The organism is Nisaea denitrificans DSM 18348, from assembly GCF_000426505.1.
Taxonomy (GTDB): Bacteria; Pseudomonadota; Alphaproteobacteria; order Thalassobaculales; family Thalassobaculaceae; genus Nisaea; species Nisaea denitrificans.
Genome location: NZ_AUFM01000022.1, coordinates 71,825 through 90,577, shown reverse-complemented (window position 1 = coordinate 90,577; position 18,753 = coordinate 71,825). Strand labels below are relative to the sequence as shown.

Sequence of the window (18,753 nt, the reverse complement as noted above, 5' to 3'; positions counted from 1 at the left end):
ACGCAAATCGCCGCCAGGGCGTCCAGCCGTGGCGGCGATCTGAGCCTCGGGCCCTGCGGCTTCCTGTCAGTGATCTATGCGCCGGCGGTGAGGTGGTATCTGGTCTGAGAACAGGCGTCCGGCTCCGCGCCGGAAGCAGTAGAGGCGTCTGCAGCCGGGGTCTTCGCAATTCGCGCCGTTGCAGTCCGGATCCTTGTAGTAGCCGCGCGGCCCATAGAGCCCGCCCGCATCTGTCGTCCGCACCAGTTCCACGAGTGCGGCTCGGTCCCGTCCTTCGGCAATAAAATCCGCGAGGAACCGGGTGATGACCGGGGTCGAGACGCTCGTTCCGTTCTGTATCACGGCGGAGCCGCTTCGGGTGCCGGCAGCGATAACGCCGCGATGATACGCGCCTTCTTCGGAAACCGCGGACAATGTCGGCTCCTTCTTCTTGCCCGTAAGCGATCCAGAGCTCGAATAGTCGGCCATCTCACCGTCCGAGCGCCTGTATCCGCCGACGATCACCGGATCATGAGGCCCTGTCGCGTGAACGTATCCGTTAAGGGTTCCTAGGCGGGTTACTGGGCTCTGCTCCTTGCAGGCATCGACTCGAATACGGCCTGTATCCGGTTCAAAGCGGCGATGGCCGGGATGATCGAAATAGGACTGCCGCCCCGTCGGCCGTTGACCGATCAGAGAATCGTCCCGTCGGATCCGGACATCTATCACCGTCCCCGGCGCAAGGCCGATATTCTCGAAATCCAGCCGCCAGATACCGGCCGGGCTAGTTTCCGCGTCGAGATCGCCGTCATTCTCGGTCGGCCTGAGGGCGACCGTTATCTGCTCGCGCTGACCGCCCGCGGGTTGATGCACGATCCGGTGATAAATACCGGCCCTGGCGTAATGCTCGTTGGTCTTTCCTTCGGGTAGCCAATCAACATGGCTGCCGAGTTCGCTGAGGCCGCATGGCGCGCAGTCCAATGGAGGTTTCAGGGATAAACGGATTTGCGGGTCGTCGTTGTCGGAGGCTTCGGGCAACCAAATATGCAGGTAGCTCGACGTCTTATCATTGGACGAGACGCGCCAAGGCAGAGACTCGATCGTCCCATCCTCCTGAACCTCTAGCCGCGCAACAACCCGCCAGAGATGGCTATTGCCCGCCGGGAGCACGCATTCGCATTTCGGGTTCCCGGGGTTGGTCGGGTAGTATTCGAGAAACTCCGCAATCGTTTCCTCTACGATAGAAGAGCCGTCATGAGGTCCGGCGGTCGTGCCAAAGCTGAAATTGACCACGATCGGAAGGGTTTTTTTGAGTTTGCCATTTTCGTCCATGAAGCCTGGAACCTGCCGGGAAAGTTCCAACGCTTTCTCCGATATCTGGTCGAGAGCCAATCGAAGCGCGTCGACCATAAGGATGTCGGAACGCTCAGAGATCACTTCGGAGGGTAGCTGCACGGCGATGATCGGCCGCTTTACGGCTGCAGCGCGCTCCGATGGGTTGCGATAATCGTATCCGGTGGCGAGGTCCAGGACATGAGTGCCGTGGGCGCGGCGGAACTTAAGGGACTGTCGGCGGTTCGAACTCGTATCGATTGTGCCACTCGCCTCGTAGAGCAGTTCATCGTTATCCGGGAAGCGGCGCAGAAACCCGTCGATCTGATCCTTGTCGAAACTGCCTCCAACACAAAGACCATCCGTTCCTTTGTTATTGGTCCTATCCTGGCTCATATCCCAGAAGTACTCGACCCGCGTCTCCGTCAAGCCGTGACGGAAACGCTCATGGGCGAAACCGATACCATCGTCGATGATGGCGACAATGACGGTGTCTTCTCCCCACTCCGTCCGCAGGGGCAGGACTGCAGGCGCTCTGGGGACGGCAAGGTTCGGAGCCGATATCGTCTCAGGCCGCAGTGACGGTCCAACGCTCGCAATCTTTCCGCCGAGTTCGTGAACCAGCTTGACCAGATCTTCGAGAGCCTTGTCGCTGGCAACAACCGAGAACAATTGATCACCGTCATTTCGGCTTTGGCCAAATTTTACAAGGCGTTCATAGGTTGTCTGTCCCGTAGTGATTTCCTGAAAGTCGATCGGGCCGTCAAGTTGCTTGGGATCGCCCGAAGATTCACCTGCTTCTCTAGCTTCGCTTCCGTACACCAGGGCTTTGGCGAGGCACGCTGCGGCTGTCCTGTTGAGGCGAAGTGTAACCAGACGCGGTCCGCGATCCCTTATAACGTTCCGAAGCCAATGGGCCTCCGGTGAAAGGTCGCCGGGCTTAAGCGGAGTTGCCCGCCACGCACCGCAAGGATGTGGTTTTCTCGTAGGGTCTGTCATGGCGATTACTCCTGAACCGGCCATTCAGCCCGCGCTTTTTTCCACAGCCAATGCAGTGGGCTGAGATTGCCTTTCGTGTCTGGCTTGCGATCTGGCGGAATGTTGAATTCTTCCCTGCGACGGAGGAACTTGAGGCCTTTGGGCTTGCGTTCGTTCTTGAGGATTTCGATGTCGATATCATGCCAAGGGAAATCCGTGTCTTCGTATAAGTGGGTCTTGAATTTCCAGCCGGCGAATTGTTCTCCACCGCCTTGGCACCGGGAGAGAAAATAGTCACCGAGCGCCATGCCGAGAACCTGGCCAGCTGCATTGTCTACAGGAAAATGGACGCCAGCGACGACGCGGTTGGTGGCAATGCGCGCGGCCATCCGGATCAATTGGTCGCGAATGATCCGCGTTTTTGCGCCGCTGGTGGCAGACGGGTAAAGTTCCTTGTCCAGATCCTTGGTAAGTTCGGAAAGGACCCGTGCAACGAGAAAGGTCTCGACGGCGTGACCGCTCGGGAGGGATCCGTGTCCCGGTGTGGGAATCATCGGTTGCACCTGTCCGCTGAATTCGACTGGCCGGTATGAGCCGATCGTGTGTTTCAGCCTCATCTCGACAACGACGCAGGCCCGGAGCAGCGCCGCAATAAGCTCGTTTGTGTAGCGCGTGCGCTCGCGGTGCAGAAAACCGATGCCTGCAAAGAAATCTACGTGACCGCTCATCTGTGAGAGGATTTCCGCAGAGCGATCCCGTCGTAGATCGCTGTATGCGTTGACGTATTTCAACTGGTGTTTGCGCATCTCGTCGGGATGCGGCTTGGACACCTTGTAGATTTGTCCGGTGTCTTCGCCGTTTTCCGGATTTCGATACTTAACCCAGACAACCTCAAATTTCTTGCTGCCTTCAATTTCCGGTCCGGAGGCGAAATACAGACCGTTGAGAAGCTCGAAAGCCAGAATGTGGGAACGGACCCGGGGCGACCAGCGCTCCATCTCCTTGCTTGAATCAGCAGGGATCTCATCTTGCGCTCCGCCTGGGGCCTGCCAGGGACCCACGATCCCCTCATAGCTGCTGATCAAGGCGCCTGAAGTGTAGGGCGAAATCATGCGGCCCATGAACGGGTCGGCTGCGTTGAGGCCGGCATTTTCGCCGTTCTCACCATTTTCCCCGTTCTCGCCGTTTTCTCCGTTTTCTCCGTTATACAGACCGAACAAAGCCATCTTTTGCTCCCTTTGCGCGTGGGCGGGGGCTTCAGAAAACAATCGCGTTTACTTCAGACACCTGCCCGTTCTTGTAAGGGAAACGATGGCGGTCCGGTTTTAGTGCAGCAAGCCGGTATTGTAACTTTCACGCCCTTTTCACGGTCGAATTGCGCGTGAGGAGAAGTTCAGTGCTTTGCTTGCTATCTAGAGAGCTATAAAAATGTACGTTGAGAATCCATAAAGGGTAAATGTAGGTTAGGATTCTCGTTAAATTATTTTTAAAATTTCAGAAACTCTCGTAAAGAGGGCGAGAAGGTGGCGGAGGGGCAGAGCATAGAACGACTCCACGTATCTGTCGTTGGGGTCTTCCGGATCGTTGGAAGTGACGGTGAGGATTTGACACCAAGCGGTTCAAGGGCAAAGTGCCTGTTTGCTTTGCTTGCCTTGCCGCCGGGGCGTAAGCGCGCGAGATCGTGGCTACAGGACAAGCTGTGGAGCGACCGCCAACAGAAACAAGGTTCCGACAGTCTTCGCCAGGAACTCTCTAACCTTAGGAGGGATCTCGGTCCCTACAAGGATTGCCTGTTGGCGGAGCCAGGGATCGTCGCCCTTGATGCGGAACGGATACAGGTCGACCGCTACCAGGAACCCTTATCGAAACTGGCTGCCGAGCACGGGCCGGAAAGACCCGAGCTGCTTGAGGATCTCCATATCCAGGACCCCGAATTCCAGGACTGGCTGCGCCAGCAGCGCACGCATTTTGAGGCCGAGCTCGATAGTTTGGCAGAGGCGCCGATTGCCACGCATCCCCCCACGGAACTACAACGGACGCCGACACTGTTGGCTACCCCCATCTCTTCGAAAGCCGCGCGCCCGTGGATCTGTATCCGGCCATCAGAGGTGACTGGAAGCGGGAAGCCGAGCTTCTATGCCCGCATCATTTCCGAAGCGATAGCGCTCGGAGTCAAAGAGCAAGGTGTTGCCCGGGTCGTCGGTGCACCGGCTGAGCCTCCGGGGTTGGAGCTGCAGGTCGAAACGACACAGCTTGAAGACAGCCACGTGGTTCATGTCTCGCTCTGGAATCCAGCCGAAAACGCGCTGGTCTGGTCCGGCACGCAGGAAGTTCCGCGCCGCCGGGAATTCATCCTCAACATCGCGACCCTACAGCGCCTCATCAACCAGACCGTTGATATCGCCATATTCGAAATCAAACTCCTGCTTTCTGATCATGATGCTGCCAAAGCAACCATATTGGGCATCGAAGCGGTTCAGCTTATGTTCCAGGGCGAGCGGGACGGGCTCGGTAAGGCCGACAAACTTCTGGATAGTGCCTTTGATCGCAGCCCGCGCGGGATCGCGCTTGCGTGGAAGGCTTATCTTAGAACGTTTCTTGCAGGAGAGCATCGGACAGACCGGGCGGCGCAGTCGGACGAAGTGCGCTCAATGATACGAGACGCCCTTCAGGCAGAACCTCACAATTCCACGATCCTGGCTTTGGCATCCCACGTGCACAGTTTTGTTCTTGGGGAATACGAAGCTGCTCATGAGCTTGCCGAGGCGAGCCTGAAATACAATCCGTCTAATCCGCTTGGCCTTGTCTATCTGGGACGTGCCAAATCCTATCTCGGCGATTTCGAGAACGGGTACATATTAGCTAACCGGGCCCGCGAAGTAGCGGGGCCGGGTCCATATCGCTATACGATTGATTTCATGTGCGGCGTGACGGCGGCGCTCGCCGGGCGGCATGATGAAGCACTGCGCCTGCAGGAATTGGCTCGGCGTCTGCACCCGGGCTATCGCGCACCGCTTCGCTACCTTGTTGCGCTCTATCTCAAGCTTGGCCAACGTGACATGGCGCTTGGAGTGCTTCAGGAACTGAAGCTCATGGAGCCGGATTTTTCGCTACGCTTGATGCGCGAGCAATCCTATCCGAGCGCTGGACTGCGTAGCTCCGGCTTGCTTGATTCGGTCGACGAAGATTTCAATTGAGCTAATTTGGTGCTGCTGGATGATGGTGGGGGCTCTGAACTCGTGGCGCGCAATCTGGTCCTGACGTTTCTCGTTGGTCTCAAGTCACGGGGCTGACCTCTTGTCACCCGATCTAGAAGACTAGGAAAAATGCTTGGGTGCATTTTGGCGCAATTTGCGCCCACAATATTCCGCAGATATCCGCCATTTCTTGTTCTCAACGTTGCGTTGACATCGTAAGGGGCGCTCTCCCGAGGGATCCGATGTCTCCGAATTGGCGCTTTGCGCCATTTTTGCGCCAGTGCCGCCCAGAACACGTGAGAACTAGGAAGAACTCTTGGATCTGAAAATTACATGATTTCCGAGGGGGGAGGGTCAAAAGGCTAAGTTTTCTGCTGAACAAAACTCAGGCTCATAACCGAAAGGTCGTGGGTTCATATCCTACCCTCGCAACCGACAATATCTAGGCATCAGACGCTAACGCGCTAACGCGCTAAGGCCTTATTTGCGTCCGGAAGCATACTGGAAGCAGGTGGAGGCGCAAAGGAGTGCCCTCTCCAGCCGACTAATCGGTGCGGCCTTCTTGCATCGTTGTCCGGTTGTGACCCTTCAGAGCCGGATGGCCTTATGTGGCCGACCGCGACCCGAAGCGGACGTTCGAATTTGGGACGATTCCGGCACGCTGCCAGGCGACGTGGATACCGAAATTATTGGCTTGTCCACGCCAAATGCGATCCTAGAAAGATAGATAGTAGATGATTGATTTTAGAGAATGCCCGACATTTAAAGCAGAGAACGAAAAGCTGAAGTCCGCGAGTGATTTGATTATCGCTCTTATTCAGCCGCGGCAGATAGCCGGATTAAGTCGGAAGCAGGTTGAGGAGAGGATGAGGTCCAGTCAGTCCGTCGTAAAACGATTGCGGACCTGTTTAAGTTTCAAACCGAGCCTCGAACTTGATCGGCGGTTTGCAAAAGCAACAGGTCATGAGGTGCACTTTTTTGCAATTGACGATTAAAGGCTCCCCACTGAAGTGCGGACACTGGCCTGCGCCCCGTATTTTCCGAATTCTCGGGTAGCGTCAGTCACCTGAAAGAAGGCCGCTTAGACAAAGCGGAGGAGATTCGGACATACGCGGATCATCCCAATGTTGACAGACCAGGGAGCTGCCCGGTGACGGGTCAACGTACCCAGCGTCTCCAATTCTTTGCACTTTATTCAAAACAGTAACGAGAACGCCGTAGCCTGGTTGTTTACACTGCGGTTTTCCGACACTGCTTAATCATGGGAACTCTCTTTAATACAGAAAACCTGTACGCCTCAGGCGTCCGCCGACTGGTTCCGCATCTGCGACTCTGCCTTGCCAGCACCGGAAAGCATATTCTTTCAATCCCGATACTGCGCGGCGCACATATTGGCATCCTGCTATCGATGGCGCTGCTCCCGGGGCACGGGTCGGCGCAGACTCTGGAGGAAGCGTTTGCTCTGGCTTACAAAACCAATCCTGGCCTGATCTCCGCACGGGCCCTGTTGCGTCAGACGAACGAATTGGCACCCCAGGCACGCGGCGGCTGGCGGCCACAGGTATCCTTCAACGGGACAGCCGGATACACAGACGTCAAACAGTCAAGTCGTGGCCGCACCGTTAACGACGACAATTACAACAACCGCACACTCTCTCTAGAGGCAACTCAGCCGCTTTATACCTTCGGAAGGGTCGAAGCCCGGGTCGATGCCGCGGACGCCACCATAGAATCCCAGCGAGCTCAGCTTTTCCAGACGGAGCAGAATACGTTCGTCTCCACTGCCACCGCCTACCTGACGGTCATACGCGAAGGCGCGACTCTGGACCTGCAGCGAAACAACCTTTCAAGGCTTCGCCAGCAACTGGAAGCCACCAGGGCCCGGTTCGAGGTTGAGGATCTGACCCGCACAGACGTTGCCCAGGCACAAGCCAGTGTTGCCTCGGCGGAAGCGGATGTGGCCAGTGCAGAAGCCTCACTGGCACAGGCACGCGTCAGCTTCGCCCGGGTGATCGGACAATCTCCGGAGGAACTCACCGTTCCGGATCTGCCTTCGGGTTTGCCCGAGACCAGAGATGAAGCCATCAAAATCGCGGTAGGCGGCAGTTTCTCACTGCTTGGCGCCAAATTCTCCGAAGCGGCCGCCGCGCGCCAGCTGGAAGCAGCCAAGGCCGATCTCCTGCCCACGGTAAATCTGGTCACCAGCCTCAATCATTCCGAAGATTCCAGCATCAACGAAAACGAAAGCTGGAACGCTGCGGTGAGCGTCCGGCTTACGGTTCCGCTCTACCAGTCAGGCATTACCTATTCGAAAGCACGTGAGGCACAGGAAAATCTCCGTCGCCTGCGCTTTAGCGCCATCGATCAGGAGCGGGTTGCGAGTGAAGGCGCCGCCAATGCCTATGAGGCCTTGCAGGGCAGCTACTCTCAAATCGACGCGTTGCAGGCACAGATCGACGCCGCCGCCATCGCTCTGGAAGGGGTGCAAAGCGAAGCCACGGTCGGTGCACGCACCGTGATCGACGTTCTCGACGCCGAGCAGGCCCTGCTCGATGCCCGGGTCCGCCTGGTCCGCGCCAGATATGACGTCCTGGTTTCAAGCTACAGTCTGCTATCCGCAATTGGGCGGCTAACGGCTCAGGACCTCGAACTGCCAGTCGATTATTACGACTATGACCAGCATTATCGCGAAGTACGGACCCGATGGCTCGGCACCGAGACCAGCGATCCAGGGTATTTCCGCGACTAGACGGGGCAACGGCGCCCCAGCCGCTCAGCCGATATCAGCGCGGCCCTTCGACAATATCCCGTTCGGATCGCCGACGGCGCGGATTTCTTCCAGGTAAGTTTGCAGCGAGGACGGCTCGGTTGCCGTGGTCTTTGCAAGACCGTTCGCCAGCCGGTACGGCGCCAGCCCCATGCGCTCGGCTTCGGCGAGAAGGGCGCGATAAGCATCAAGCGCCGCCGCATCGCTCTCCGGTCCGGCGCGCCGGTAGGACAGGCTGATATAGGACAACAGGCACCGGAAGCTGGTGGCCTCGACGCCTATATTGAGATCTATCCCGTAGGGACGCAGAACCTCCGCCGCGCACCGGACGAAATCAGCCAAAACCTCGCCATCGAAAGGAAAAGCAAGGCAGAGCCAGAGCAGCCCGCACCTGTCCGCGTCCGGATCCATATCCTCGAAGCCGGGAATGCTGTCGCTCGACCAGTAAACGGTCCGCAGATTACGCGGGCTGGGTTTTCCAAGCAGCCCCTCGCACCCGTCCTGCCAGACAGCGTCTGTCCGCACGATCATACCGGAGGTTTCCGCGCCGGCCGCATTGAAAGACTGTATGACACGGTCGCCACGCAGTCCCAGGATCGTGCTGTCTTCCGCCTGCAGATACCCCGAGAGATGCCAGGTTTCGGTCTCGGCCAGACGCACCTCGTCTTCGAAATAAAATGAGCGCGGGTTCTCCCGGGCGAGATATTTCACACCGTTCCAGAGCGTGACCGAGCGCCCCTGGACCGCACCGGACCGTTGTGCTTCCCGCCAGGTCGAGATCAGCTCCGGAAGCCCCTTGAGACTATCGATACGGGACGTGAAAATCGCGAGATTCCCTGGCATCGGCTCGAGCCGGATCCAGGCCGCCACCACGACACCGAGATTGGACTGGCTGAACAGCCCCTCGATGATCGGGCCAGCCGCTCCGGAATGCAGCCCTGTCAGGCGATAGGCTTCCGTGGCGGAATATCCGGTCTCAAGAGTCCGGCCGTCCGCGAGCACGACCTCAAGATCGCCGAGAGACGCCCAGCGGTCCCCGATCGACCCGTCCCCACGGTCAAGCGCGTTGGCCAATACACTCGCCTCGGGCGAGCCGCCTATTTCCGGGACGAAGTAACGGGACTCACGCTCGGCAAGATAGGCCGCCAGCATCCCGAAAGTCACACCGGGCTCGACCCTAACCAGCCCTTGCACGGGGTCGTAACCCGAGATTTCGACTAGACCCGACAGATCGAGAATGACCGAGCCATTCTCGAACGGCGCCCTCGATCCCATGCCCCAGTTCGCGCCCCGGCTCACCGGATGAACAGGGAGGCGGTGCTCAGTCGCGGCACGCAGGATGGCTGATATTTCGTGCCGGGATCCGGGCCGAAGGATAGCCGAGACCGCCATGTCCGCCCCGAAAGTGCGGCACCCCCAGGCATCGCGCTGGTCCGCATCGAGGATGACATTCTCCGGCCCGACAATATCGGACCAGACCGGCTCACCGGCCGAACGGCACGTCCCGGCTACCACTGCTTCACAAAAGCGCCACCGAGATGCCCATGCGACATCTGATGGGAGCTTAGGGATGTGGTTTGTGCGACACCTCTGTTGAAGCCAGAGAAGCTAAATCCGCCAGAGACATTCTCCAGATCACCATCGGAATTGTCTGTAGAAGAGCCAAACTGCCTTTGCATATCGGCGACATCCCTCGTCGTGACGGCGAAACCGTTTACACTGCAATATTCGGCCACCGCCGCAATCACGAGATCACCCTGCTTATCGCTGACGGCATCCACCAGCCCCTTGGTAAAGCTCTCGTCATTCGAGGCTTTTTCGAGCATTCGGGACATTAATTGCTCGGTCATTGCGAGTTCTCCATTCGGGATAAAGAAAACAAGACGGCCGCAGGCGCACGAACACCTGCGGCCAAAGTGCAAATCACCACTTCTTGAAAAGATCTCCGATCACCTCTCCTTGCGGTCGCGTAGGGTCAATCGCGGTGGCAACCATGCCGGCCGCAGTGTTGGCAATACCTATGCCGGCCTGCGCTGCTTGTATGCCGGTCATCGCCAAACCAAGCCCCATGAGGAGAACACCGCCGGAGACATTTTCGAGGTCCTCATCGCTCAGATCGCCATCAGCAGAATCACCGGCCTTTTCGAACTGCCTTTGAACTTCTTTCACGTCATCGACCGTCACTGTGAAACCATTGTCGTTGGCAAGCGTGACAACCTTCGGAAAGATCTCCTCGGGTTCATTTTCGTGAATGATGGTAACCAGCTGCTCGCCCAGTTTTTCGTCGGCCTGCGCTTTCTCCAGAAATTCCGTCATTGTCTGCATGCTCATTATTTTCTCCTGTTGTATGCGCTCCCTGCGAACGCGGTTCCGACCCATCATTAAAACGAAATGAAATCAATGCCTTGCCTTGATTGAACAGTCACAGGTCCAGCGGGCGGCAGGTCGACAAATGCCCGCTCGAACAATCAGGTTTTGGGAGAGGAAGATCAGGGCAGATCCCGCCCGCCGATCCAGGCGGTGACGGGACGGAAAGGCGGTCCGGCCGCCCTTCCATCTCGACCTCAGCCAGTCATCAAGACCGGGGCCAAACAGTTACCACTGCTTGATAAAGTTATTGACTGCGCCGCCAGCGACAGTGACCGCGTTGTTAACAAGACCGCCAGCACCGCCGCCAAGCAGGTTTTGCGCGGCGGACTGGGTGACTCCACCACCGAGCATATGGTTAAGCGCGCCGCCGCCACCGAGCAGGTTGCTGATCACGCCGAGACCAATACCGCCGGACACGTTTTCGAGGTCCGCGTCGTCGAGATCGCCATCGGAACTGTCGGCGGCCGCGAGCAACTGACGCTGCATTTCTGCGGCATCTTCCGCCGAAACGGCAAATCCATTCGCATTGCCATATGCAGTCACAGCACCAAGAGCACTTTCGCCCTCCTTGTCGCCAACCGCTTCCACCAGTCCCTTGGCGAAGGTCTCGTCGGTCATGGCCTTTTCGAGCATTTGGGACATTGCTTGTGTAGTCATTGTCATTCCCCCTTCTGGGTTAAAATTGGCAAGTACGCCATGGGCTTCACAGCGCAGATGGCCTAGTTTCGGATCACCACTTTTTGAAGAAATTCCCGACGTCACTGGCGGTTTTGTTGATGCCGCGGTTGATTACGGCGGCCGTGATGCCACCGGCAGCCCCGACACCGGCCGCTCCCACGCCAAGACCGCCAGCACCCAGGGTGGCGCCGCCCGTGATCAGAGCTGCGACAACTACCGGGGCGACACCACCTGAGACATTTTCGAGATCGTCGTCGCTCAGTTCGCCATCTGCGGAAGCCGGAGCCTGCTCGAACTGCTTCTGAACCTCTTTCACATCGTCGACGGTGACGCTGAAGCCATTGTCGTTGGCGAGCGCGACAACTTTCGGAAAGATCGCTTCTGCTTCATTCTCGTCGATAATCGCGACAAGTTGCTCGCCGACCTTCTCGTCCGCCTGTGCTTTCTCCAGAAATGCCGTCATCGTTTGCATGCTCATTTGTCGTCTCCTTTCGTGAGCGTTCCCTGTGAACGCGGTTTCGACCCGTGTTTTACTCAGCTTGCCAGGGTCATTTTCCCCTTGAGCCGCTTGTTGTTCGGTGGGCCTCGGGTCTTGAATTGCCTTTCCGAACCAAACTTCTTGCGCCGTCGTCATCCCGCACGGGTTTCAGCGTGACCGGCTAACAGGCCGCTACCACTGCTTCAGGAACCCTTTCAGATCTCCCTCCCCGTCCGTCGCGTCGGCGACGGCCGCGCGCAGGACTTTTGTGATCGAGTTGACCGCTTGACGGCGTGTTTCGCTGGCCTGCTGAAAAGTGATCTCGTAGCCATGCCGGGACGCGAAATTCATCACTGCGAGGATGGCTTCGTCGCCATGCTTGCCTCGAATTTCGGCACGGCAGACTGCGAAAAGCTCCGGATCGGCCGCGAAATGGGCCAACAGCCTGTCGATGTCCGAACTCTGCGCCGTCATAGGCGTAACTCCTTTGAGACTTCATATGCCCCCCTGTCAGGCGATCTGGCGCTGCGCCAAGTCGCGGAACGGACCTTCGACCTGCATCAGCTCTTCATAGGTTCCCGCCTGGACAATCCGGCCGGCGACGACGACGAAGATCCGGTCCGCATTCACAACGGTGCTGAGGCGGTGAGCGATCACCACCCGGGTGGCGTTAAGATGAGCCAGACTCTCCGAGACGATGGCCTGGGTGCGGTTGTCAAGGGCGCTGGTGGCCTCGTCCATCAGCAAAATTCTCGGTTGCCGCACCACGGCACGGGCAATCATCAGCCGCTGGCGCTGGCCACCCGAAAGCGTGCTGCCGCCTTCCGTGAGGACCGTGTGCATGCCCATCGGCATATGCTGGACATCCTCATCGAAGCCTGCCATGCGGGCCGCTTCCCACGCTTCCTCCTGGCTGAGAGGGGCTGAACCAACAATGTTCTCGAAGATCGAACCGGGCAGGATGGCGCCACGTTGCAACACCACGCCGATCTGGCGCCGCACCGTCTTCAGATCGAGTCGGGAGAGATCCAGGCCGTCATAGCCGACCGTCCCCTGCTCCGGTGTCTCGAAACCCAGCAGCAGCCGGAAAATGGTCGACTTTCCGGAGCCTGACGGGCCGACGAAAGCGGCGAATTGACCGGCCCCGATATCCAGGTCCACCCCGTCCAGGATCAGCGGACCGTCGGCATCGTAGCGAAACGACACATTGCTGAGATGGATGCCCCCGTCCAGAACAGGCGCGGGTTTACGTTCCGGGTCGAGTTCCGGTTGCTCATCCATGATCGGCTTCATGTTTTCGTAGATCGGGATCGCCGACAGGGAGGTGGAGACTGCGCTCACGAGCCCGAGAAGCGCGCCGTGGAAGCCACCGAATGCCGCGTTGAAGGCGACGAAACTGCCGACCGAGAGTCGGTTCTCGCCGGTACCGACCAGGTAGAAGAACATGATGCTGGCGAGCACCGGAAGGATCGAGCTGAGAGTCTGAATGGCATTGCCGATCCGCGCCGCTCGTACCGTGTGCTGGCGCTGATCGGAGAATTTGTGAACCCAGCGCGCAAAGGCCCTGTCCTCGGCCCCCATCAGCCGGATCTTCTGGATACCGACCAGGATCTGGATGACGAAGCTGGAAACCGCCGCGTCGGCCTTGAGTTGAACCCGTTCGAACCGGAGCTGCAGGCGGCTAAGGCCGAGCAAAACGAGACTGGTCACCAGGGTGAACAGGAACGCCGCGCCGGCAAGCGTCGAATCATAGGTCATCATCAATACGAAATTGACGACGGAGAAAATCGCCGAGAGCGCCGAGCTCAATGCCGTATCGGAGACCGCCTGACGCAACTGGGTCGGCCCCATGGCCTTGATCAGCAGATCCCCGATCTCGTAGCGCCGGAAGAATGTCAGTGGCAGCCGTAGCATCCGGTCCCAGACCGCGGCCTGCAGGGCGCCGTCCGCAAAGGCCTCCACCCGCAGCAGAGCAATCGACCGGACAAGCTGGAACAGGGCACTGCCAAGCGCGACAAAGCCGAGACCGAGAGCCAGATGCACCAGCGTCCCTGTTTCCGAGAACGGCACGACCTCGTTCAGCAACGTGCCGGTCAGCATCGGCGGCAGCAGTGCCAGCAAGGCGGTAAGGATTGCCAGCGCCGCCGCCCAGCGCATGTCGAAACGGGCGCGCCCGCTCAGGACGTGACGCACAAGGTCCATGGCCTTGAGCTTGCGGAACGGCAACGGTTTGAAAACGGTGAATGCCTCGTCATGCATCCGCTCCGCAATGCGCGCAGATATCCGGACCTTCGTTTTACCGTCAGGGTCAATCCGCTCAAACCGGCCCGCTCCGGTGCGCAGAATAGCGCACGGCTCACCGGTTTCGGCATCGAACCCGACGGCATCACTGCCTTCCCGGCGCCACCATCCGTCTGTCAGCACAATCTTGCGAAAACGCAGATTGGCCCGGCGGAGGACATCCTGCAGCATGATCTGGCTATCCGGCTCGTCCGGCATCTCCATCGGCGCCTCGAACTCGATGCGCTGAGCCTCACAGACCATTGCAAGCGCGGAGACCACTGGCGGTACCGTGCCTCCACGGAGAGCCCGCACGGTACTATCCGGCGCCGAATTCACGATGGCGGGAAGCCGCCCCAGCGCATTTGAGAGCTGTTCGGCGTCATCTTCCAGACGGCGGGCCTGGCGTGCTTCCCTGTCCTGAGACACCTCGAAAAGTGCCAGGGCAACGTCTATCACCGCCTTGGTCATCCAGCGGTCGACCGGCTCCCATCCGAAACGATGGACGGCATCTCCTGTGCCAAACGCCTGAATTTCGGCCCCGGCCGGAACGTTCACGGCCCGGCCGGGGCCGACGAGATCGACAGTCACTGCCGATGCATCATCTTCCCCGTCAGCCGTCTCGAACGCGATCCAGAGTGCCCGCGCGGCTGAGACAGTTCCGTCAGCGGCAAGAGTGGCCGTCTCGCCGACGGCAATGGCATAAGCTGAATGCGCGGACCGGTCACCGTGCACCATATGGTGCAGGAAATCTCCGAGCCCGCTTTCGAAAGCGGCGCTCAGTTCTTGCGGTCTGTCCAGGAGCTGGCTCCGCTGCTCTCCGGAGAACAATCGGACCGATGCATCTCCGACACCGACCAGCAGTAGACGCATTCCCTTGAACGCACTGTCCGGCAGCGGCAGCATCGCGCCTTCTTCCAGTGTCGCCACCATGCGCCGGGCGCCGAGCGGTTCACCGTCTTCGGAGATGAGCTGCACAAACAGGTTCGCTGCGCCCTGTTCGATAGCCAGAACCCGATGCTCAACATCAATGACCAGCCTGTCCCGGCCACTGATCCGGGCAAGCTCGCCCATGTTCTTGATCTCTTCTGCGATACTCATGTCGGCCTACCCCTGCGCGATCAGCTGAGCGTAGGGGCCACCCGCGGCCACCAGCTCTTCGTGGGTGCCCCGCTCAACGACCTCGCCGAAATTCAGCACGACGATTTCGTCCGCATCCCGGATCGTAGAGAGTCGGTGAGCAACGATGACGCAGGTACAGCCGCGCCGGCGGATGGCGACGTCGATATCTCCTTCCGTCGTGGCATCCAGGGCACTCGTCGCCTCGTCCAGGATCAGGATCGAGGGGTCTCCGGAAAGAGCTCTGGCAATTTCAATACGCTGCGCCTGGCCGCCGCTGAAATTCCCGCCACCCTCATCGACCTCGGCCTCCAGGGCGCCGCCACGGCTGGAAATCACATCCAGGATTCGGGCATCGCCGAGCGCGCCGAGCATGTCTTCCGCTGGCATGTGGTCGTCCCAGGCACTCAAATTGTCGCGGACCGTGCCGCCGAACAGGATGATCTCCTGGCTCACCGACGCGATCGACTGGGTGAGCGTGCTTACCGGCAGACTGTCCAGCGGCACCCCGTCATAGAGGATCTCACCCGACCAGGGCCGGTAGAGTCCGGTCATCAGTTTGGCGATTGTCGATTTGCCGCTTCCGGAGCCGCCGACCAGAGCCACGCGGGCGCCGGATTGGATAGTCAGGTTGAAGTTTTCGATCAGCGGCGGCTCAAGCCGGCTGTAGCCGAAAGTGACATTGCGCAACTCGATGCGCCCGCTGAGCCGGGCGGGACCGCCCTCGGGACGCTCCGCATAGCGCCGGTCTTGGGCCTGCTTGACCACGTCGTCGGTCCGGATCAGATCGGCGTTCAATTCCTGAATGGCGCCACCAGCCGCCACCAGCGCATTGATCGGACCGGAGAAATTCTGGATCAGAGCCTGGAAGGCAACCAGCGTACCAATGGTCATTTCACCCTGCATGATGCGATAGCCGCCGAGGCCCAGAACAACAGCGATGGTCAGCCCGTCGAGCAATGGGGGAAACGCGTTGGCGACGATGCCGTAGAGTCCAAGCCGGCGCTGGTTGTTGAGGTTCTTCGCCTGAAATCCGGCCCAGCGTTCAAAATAGTCATCGTCCGTTCCGGTCGCCTTCAGTGTCTCGATCGCCTGAATGCCGGTAACCGACGCGGATTGGAATTGGCCAAATTCCTGCTGCACCCGCAGGCTCGCATCCGCCCTGCGGCGCATCAGCAGCTGAAAAACCAGGATGTTGATCAGCGACAGAGACATGGCCGCGAGTGCCAGGATCCAGTCGAAAAACAGCATGACAGCGCCGTAGAAACCCACACGGATCACGCTGACGATGCTTTCCCCGAGATCGCCGGCGATGGAGGCGGCGATCCGGTCATTGGCATCGATCCGGTTTGAGATATCGCCCGGATGACGCTGATTGAAAAAGTCGACGGGCAGGCGCAGCAAATGCCAGACGAACTGCGCTGAAGCCACAAGCGCGAGCTTCGACTCCGTACGGAGTAAAACTGCCTGTGACAGCCAGGTAAGGCTCGCAGTGACGACGACCGAGCCCGCCATGAAGAAGAGCAGCGGAACGAGCCAGTCATCCTTGCTGTTGATCAGCACCTCGTCGACGAACACCTTCGAGAAACCGGGGACGACAAGCCCCGGGATCACCAGCGTGAGACTGATCAGGATAGAAAGAACGATAGCTGTGCGGATGGGACGCGTCCGGGGCAACAATCGGGAGATCACCCCCGGCGGCTTCGGATCTCGGGTAAAATCCGCGCCCTTTTCGAAGACCAGAATCACGCCGGTGAAGGCATTGTCGAAATCCTCCAGCGTCACCGTGCGCGGCCCGGTCGCCGGATCGTTCAGATAAACGATGCCGTTGCGGTAGCCCTCGACGACGAGGAAGTGGTTGAAGTTCCAGAATGCGATGAAGGGAAATTGCGTGTTCAGCGCGGTCGACACCTGCGCCTTGCGCCCCTTGGCTTCCAATCCAAAGCGCCGGGCGCCATACAAGATGTTCTTCGCCTTCGAGCCATCTCGCGAGACACCGCACTCGGTACGCAGCTCTTCAAGCGGCCGCCATTTACCGTGATGCGCAAGGATAATGCCCAATGCCGCGGCGCCGCACTCGACCGCCTCCATCTGCAGGACAGTCGGGGTTTTAACGCGCCGGTTGGCGATTTTCATCTGCTCTGCCACGTCTCAGAGCCCGACGAATGATTTGAGGAATGGAAGGATCAATGTGACCGGACGTTGCCGGCGCACAGTGATGGTCGCCGCGATCAGAGTGCCCTGTTCGACATCGAAATCGGGCCCGGCGCCACCGGTCCAGAGAAAGCGCTCTGTCTCACCCGCAACCTCATTCAGGTCGGCGCGGATGGCCACGGGCGACCCTTTCGAGGTGAAGCGCTGGACCAGCTTTTCGTTATGCAACATGGCCTGGATCGCCGAGGCGGACATCGGCAGGTCGGAGACACTCCGCACTGTGGAGACGATGGTGCCGAACTCTTCCTTCTTCGCGACCGTCGGCTCGACATTTGCCGTCATGCCCGACTTGATCAGTTTTCCGTCCGCCGGCGGAACAAAGAGCAAGGCATCCATTTCCGAGGCTTCGGACACGATGCGAACCACCGGCTTACCCGCCGCCACCACATCTCCGAGGCTTGCGGAGATCTCCGTCACCGTGCCTGAGATTGGCGCATCCACGGTGCGAATCCGGCGTAAATGCTCCCGAATATTATCGATCTCGTCCTCATAGGCCTCTATCTCCTTGTCGGAGGCCTGCATCCGGTCCTTCCAGTATTCGGCCCGTTCGCGGTCCTGTACTTCCAGCTTGACCAGTGCATTCTTCAGGTCTGCGATCATTTCCCGGACCTGGATCTGTTCGTTTTCACGGGCAAGCAGCCGCGAGCGCTCAATGAAGCCCCGGTCGAGCAAACGCCGCATATCGGCAACAAGCGCCTCCAGGTTGACGAGCCGGGCGCGGGCATTCGTGATCTTTTCCTGCAGAGACGCCCGCTCCTTCCGGGTCAGCGACGCCCTGAGAGCCACATCCTCGTCCTGGGCAACCAGATCGGCCTCCCGCCGAGCCTCCGCGCTGGACAGTTTGTCCCTGGCAGTTTCCAGGCGGAGTACATCCACGTCCTGGTCGAGAACCGCAACGGTCTCTCCCGCCTCGACATGGTCACCGAGGCGAACGCGAATCTCGATCAGCTCGCCGCTGCCTTCGGCCGAAGCGGAAAAAACCTCACTGTCCCGGTGCAGCAGAATGCCGTCCGCATTAACGCGAGTGGGGACCTCACCCAAGAACCCCCAGGCAACAGTGATGCCGACCAGCAGCGCGGCCGCGGCATAGGCCACCCAGTGAAAAGGAGAGGCAGCAACCAGCGCTTCGTCCAGATTCTCTGGCGACGATAGTCGCTTGAGAGCCTTCTCGCGAAAAATGGACATGCTTCCTCCGACACTTCTGTTTGCGCGGAAGGCCATCCATTTTCGGACAACATTCCCGCACTCGAATCTGGAAGGAAGTATGACGGCGCAAATCGACGCCACTTGTCCGAACGTTCGGCATTTCTTGCAGTTGGTCCGAGGGTGTTTGCTAGGTGTTCCGAATCATTTGCCGAATG

Annotated in this window: 13 protein-coding genes; 2 read left to right on the top strand and 11 right to left on the bottom strand. The window is 59.2% G+C overall.

Going from position 1 to position 18,753, the window contains the following annotated elements:
* Nucleotides 1–66: 66 nt before the first annotated feature.
* Together K328_RS0116850 and K328_RS25965 are read right to left on the bottom strand one after the other, a co-directional pair.
* A complete protein-coding gene (locus K328_RS0116850; protein ID WP_028466973.1) occupies nt 67–1,983 on the bottom strand; it encodes a S8 family serine peptidase in 1,917 nt (638 codons plus the stop codon).
* Nucleotides 1,984–2,315: 332 nt separating this feature from the next.
* A complete protein-coding gene (locus tag K328_RS25965) occupies nt 2,316–3,515 on the bottom strand; it encodes a phosphatase PAP2 family protein (protein WP_051285018.1) in 1,200 nt (399 codons plus the stop codon).
* A 297-nt stretch (nt 3,516–3,812) separates the two neighbouring features.
* Here K328_RS25965 and K328_RS0116835 point away from each other — a divergent pair, with 297 nt between their 5' ends.
* Together K328_RS0116835 and K328_RS24545 are read left to right on the top strand one after the other, a co-directional pair.
* Nucleotides 3,813–5,486 (top strand): hypothetical protein, encoded by a 1,674-nt coding sequence (locus tag K328_RS0116835; protein ID WP_156901436.1) that lies wholly within the window; start codon nt 3,813–3,815, stop codon nt 5,484–5,486.
* A 1,261-nt stretch (nt 5,487–6,747) separates the two neighbouring features.
* A complete protein-coding gene (locus K328_RS24545; protein ID WP_051285017.1) occupies nt 6,748–8,235 on the top strand; it encodes a TolC family outer membrane protein in 1,488 nt (495 codons plus the stop codon).
* 24 nt (nt 8,236–8,259) lie between these two features.
* Here the strand turns inward: K328_RS24545 and K328_RS0116825 are convergent, their stop codons facing one another.
* The 9 genes from K328_RS0116825 to K328_RS0116785 all read right to left on the bottom strand — a co-directional run bounded on the left by K328_RS0116825 (nt 8,260) and on the right by K328_RS0116785 (nt 18,577).
* A complete protein-coding gene (locus K328_RS0116825; RefSeq protein ID WP_028466970.1) occupies nt 8,260–9,768 on the bottom strand; it encodes an FAD-binding oxidoreductase in 1,509 nt (502 codons plus the stop codon).
* Nucleotides 9,762–10,103: a hypothetical protein gene (locus K328_RS0116820; protein ID WP_028466969.1), complete on the bottom strand. Its 342-nt coding sequence runs from the start codon at nt 10,101–10,103 to the stop codon at nt 9,762–9,764. Before K328_RS0116820 ends, K328_RS0116825 begins: the two co-directional genes overlap by 7 nt.
* A gap of 73 nt (nt 10,104–10,176) precedes the next feature.
* Entirely contained in the window at nt 10,177–10,584 is a 408-nt protein-coding gene (locus tag K328_RS0116815; protein ID WP_028466968.1) for a Nif11-like leader peptide family RiPP precursor, read from the bottom strand.
* Between the two features lie 264 nt (nt 10,585–10,848).
* The gene (locus K328_RS0116810; RefSeq protein WP_156901434.1) at nt 10,849–11,280 is read right to left on the bottom strand and encodes a hypothetical protein; all 432 of its coding nucleotides are present in this window, start codon (nt 11,278–11,280) and stop codon (nt 10,849–10,851) included.
* 73 nt (nt 11,281–11,353) lie between these two features.
* Nucleotides 11,354–11,779, bottom strand: a complete 426-nt coding sequence (locus K328_RS0116805; RefSeq protein ID WP_028466966.1) for a Nif11-like leader peptide family RiPP precursor — start codon at nt 11,777–11,779, stop codon at nt 11,354–11,356.
* A 192-nt stretch (nt 11,780–11,971) separates the two neighbouring features.
* Nucleotides 11,972–12,253, bottom strand: coding sequence for a hypothetical protein (locus tag K328_RS0116800; RefSeq protein WP_028466965.1), 282 nt, complete (start codon nt 12,251–12,253; stop codon nt 11,972–11,974).
* 36 nt (nt 12,254–12,289) lie between these two features.
* Nucleotides 12,290–15,160 carry an NHLP bacteriocin export ABC transporter permease/ATPase subunit gene (locus tag K328_RS24540; RefSeq protein WP_051285016.1) on the bottom strand — a complete coding sequence of 957 codons (2,871 nt, stop codon included), beginning with the start codon at nt 15,158–15,160 and terminating at the stop codon, nt 12,290–12,292.
* Between the two features lie 6 nt (nt 15,161–15,166).
* Nucleotides 15,167–17,326, bottom strand: coding sequence for an NHLP family bacteriocin export ABC transporter peptidase/permease/ATPase subunit (locus tag K328_RS0116790; protein ID WP_028466964.1), 2,160 nt, complete (start codon nt 17,324–17,326; stop codon nt 15,167–15,169).
* A gap of 3 nt (nt 17,327–17,329) precedes the next feature.
* Nucleotides 17,330–18,577, bottom strand: a complete 1,248-nt coding sequence (locus tag K328_RS0116785) for an NHLP bacteriocin system secretion protein (protein WP_028466963.1) — start codon at nt 18,575–18,577, stop codon at nt 17,330–17,332.
* Between the last annotated feature and the right edge of the window lie 176 nt (nt 18,578–18,753).

What these genes read in the sequence shown, in the direction of transcription:
- K328_RS0116805 (WP_028466966.1), bottom strand. Translation starts at nt 11,779, where the DNA reads ATGAGCATGCAAACGATGACGGCATTTCTGGAGAAAGCACAGGCGGAC.
- K328_RS24545 (WP_051285017.1), top strand. Translation starts at nt 6,748, where the DNA reads ATGGGAACTCTCTTTAATACAGAAAACCTGTACGCCTCAGGCGTCCGC.
- K328_RS25965 (WP_051285018.1), bottom strand. Translation starts at nt 3,515, where the DNA reads ATGGCTTTGTTCGGTCTGTATAACGGAGAAAACGGAGAAAACGGCGAG.
- K328_RS0116800 (WP_028466965.1), bottom strand. Translation starts at nt 12,253, where the DNA reads ATGACGGCGCAGAGTTCGGACATCGACAGGCTGTTGGCCCATTTCGCG.
- K328_RS0116810 (WP_156901434.1), bottom strand. Translation starts at nt 11,280, where the DNA reads ATGACTACACAAGCAATGTCCCAAATGCTCGAAAAGGCCATGACCGAC.
- K328_RS24540 (WP_051285016.1), bottom strand. Translation starts at nt 15,160, where the DNA reads ATGAGTATCGCAGAAGAGATCAAGAACATGGGCGAGCTTGCCCGGATC.
- K328_RS0116785 (WP_028466963.1), bottom strand. Translation starts at nt 18,577, where the DNA reads ATGTCCATTTTTCGCGAGAAGGCTCTCAAGCGACTATCGTCGCCAGAG.
- K328_RS0116815 (WP_028466968.1), bottom strand. Translation starts at nt 10,584, where the DNA reads ATGAGCATGCAGACAATGACGGAATTTCTGGAGAAAGCGCAGGCCGAC.
- K328_RS0116820 (WP_028466969.1), bottom strand. Translation starts at nt 10,103, where the DNA reads ATGACCGAGCAATTAATGTCCCGAATGCTCGAAAAAGCCTCGAATGAC.